Annotated in this window: 1 protein-coding gene; it reads left to right on the top strand. The window is 51.8% G+C overall.

Going from position 1 to position 2,066, the window contains the following annotated elements; all coding sequences use genetic code 11:
• The first annotated feature begins 602 nt into the window (after positions 1-602).
• On the top strand, positions 603-1,997 hold the full coding sequence (gene uhpT / locus H3S97_RS08320) for a hexose-6-phosphate:phosphate antiporter (protein ID WP_198177064.1): 1,395 nt from the start codon (positions 603-605) through the stop codon (positions 1,995-1,997).
• Positions 1,998-2,066 lie beyond the last annotated feature (69 nt).

Below are 2,066 nucleotides of genomic sequence, written 5' to 3'. Positions count from 1 at the left end.
TCCGAACCCGGAAGCTAAGACCCAGCACGGCAATGGTACTGCACCCGGAAGAGTGTGGGAGAGTAGCACACCGCCGCCATTACACATGAAAAGCAAAGGCCTCTGATGACAGTAGTCACCAGGGGCCTTTACTGTATTTCAGGGCATATACCCCACAAAACACCTTCTGTCTGCATGTCACGCCTCTATACCTCACAGTACTTAAGCTATATCAGCACGCTTTATGGCGCGATACTGCCAAACGGCACATACCTGCCCGCCTTATGAGATCTGAGCCAGTGCCATCAGGACACATTGGACAATAAAAATGAAACTTCTGTTGAGCAAACTAATGACATTCTGGCTCATACGATACTTTGATAAACCATTTGTTGAGGTTAACTGCTCTGATCGGGATCAGTGCCCTGTCAAACACCATGCCCAAAAAGCATAAGGCTGTGTTGTATCCATGGGGCGCCCCGTGCCTTCAGCGAAACCCGTCCGAAAACTGTGTTTTGAGGTATTTCAGCACTGTCTCAAAACCCCTGTGTGTCAATACATAAAACGTTAAAGCAAATAAGTAGAATGTCAGCTGTTGCCCACCATATACAGGGAGGTATTAGATGGCTGGCAGGATATTCGATATCCACTTGGACAAACATGTGCCGAAGGCGACCATATCGGTAACCGAACAACGACATCTTTGGTTCCGTGAGTTTATGAAACCATATCTGATGGTCATCATTCTGTACATTACCATGTACCTTGTTCGGAATAATTTTAAAGCAGCCCAGCCTTTGATGAAGCAGCAGCTGGGCATCACAACCCAGCAGTTGGGCGTAATCGGTTTTGTTTTCTCTGTTGTCTATGGAATCGGAAAAATCGTTGTGGGATATCTGGTCACAGGCAAAGACAACAAGAAGATTGCATCGATTATGCTTTTCTGCTCGTCTATCGTAGTCATCTGCATCGGTTTCCTCTTTACCTTAAGCCACGTGCCTATGGGTTGGTTGATCGTTCTATGGGCCTTGAATGGGGTCTTTCAGTGCGCCGGAGGCCCAAGCTGCGCCACGGTGATCTCCAACTGGACGACGAAGACGACCTACGGCCGATATTTGGGCGTTTGGAACGCTTCCCACAATATAGGCGGTGGCCTGGCTGGAGTATTCGCCATCTGGTGTGCCCAAACCTTCTTCGGAGGCAAGGTGGCGGGGATGTTTATCGTCCCGGGTGTAGTGGCGCTTCTTGTGGCAATTATGTGCTTCCTGGTCGGTAAGAACCGGCCTGAGGATCTCGGGTGGGAACCCTCAGAAAAGATCTTCAATGAGCCTGTCAAACAGGAGGACGAAGAGTCGCATGATGATACCACTTGGCAGATTTTCCGCCGGTACCTGCTTTCGAACCCTTGGGTTTGGGTGCTTTGCGTCAGCAACGTTTTCGTCTATCTGATCCGCATCGGCATCGACAACTGGGCGCCTCTGCGTGTGACTGAGCAGCTGCATTTCAGCAATCAGGTCGGCGCGCGGACCATCTTCTATTTCGAGATGGGTGCTCTGATTGGATGCCTTCTCTGGGGAGTGGTGTCTGACTTCCTGGGTGGCAGGCCCGCCCTCGTGTCCACGCTTTGCGCCATCTGCCTGCCGCTCGGAATGGCAGGCTACCAGCTGGGCCGCACCCCTGTGGTCATTTACATCTCGCTCTTCTTCTTGGGCATGTTCATTTTCGGACCACAGATGCTGATCAATATTTCCATGCTCAATCAAATTCCCAAGCGGGCCAATGTGCTGTCCGGCGGCATGGTCGGCGCATTCGCCTACCTGTTCGGTGATTCCACCGCCAAGGTCCTGCTGGCCAAGATCGCGGATTCCTCGTCCGATGGGCTGACCGTGCTGGGACATGTGCTGCATGGTTGGAATGACACTTTTATCGTGCTGTATATCGCCATTGTCTGTGCGGTCGTACTTTTGGGCCTGGTGGCCTTGATGGAAGAGAAACGTATCAGAGGAGGTCGTCGATGAACATCACCAATTTTCGGGATCTGGGTGGCATGCGGACCATCCATGGCCGCCGGGTCCGTCCCCACGGGT

The organism is Bifidobacterium choladohabitans (assembly GCF_016102005.1).
In the GTDB taxonomy this organism is placed as follows: Bacteria; Actinomycetota; Actinomycetes; order Actinomycetales; family Bifidobacteriaceae; genus Bombiscardovia; species Bombiscardovia choladohabitans.
Note: the sequence above shows the minus strand (reverse complement) of the source record. Positions and strands in the feature narration are given on the sequence as shown.

Coding starts and splice junctions, on each gene's coding strand:
- uhpT (WP_198177064.1), top strand. CDS start 603: ATGGCTGGCAGGATATTCGATATCCACTTGGACAAACATGTGCCGAAG.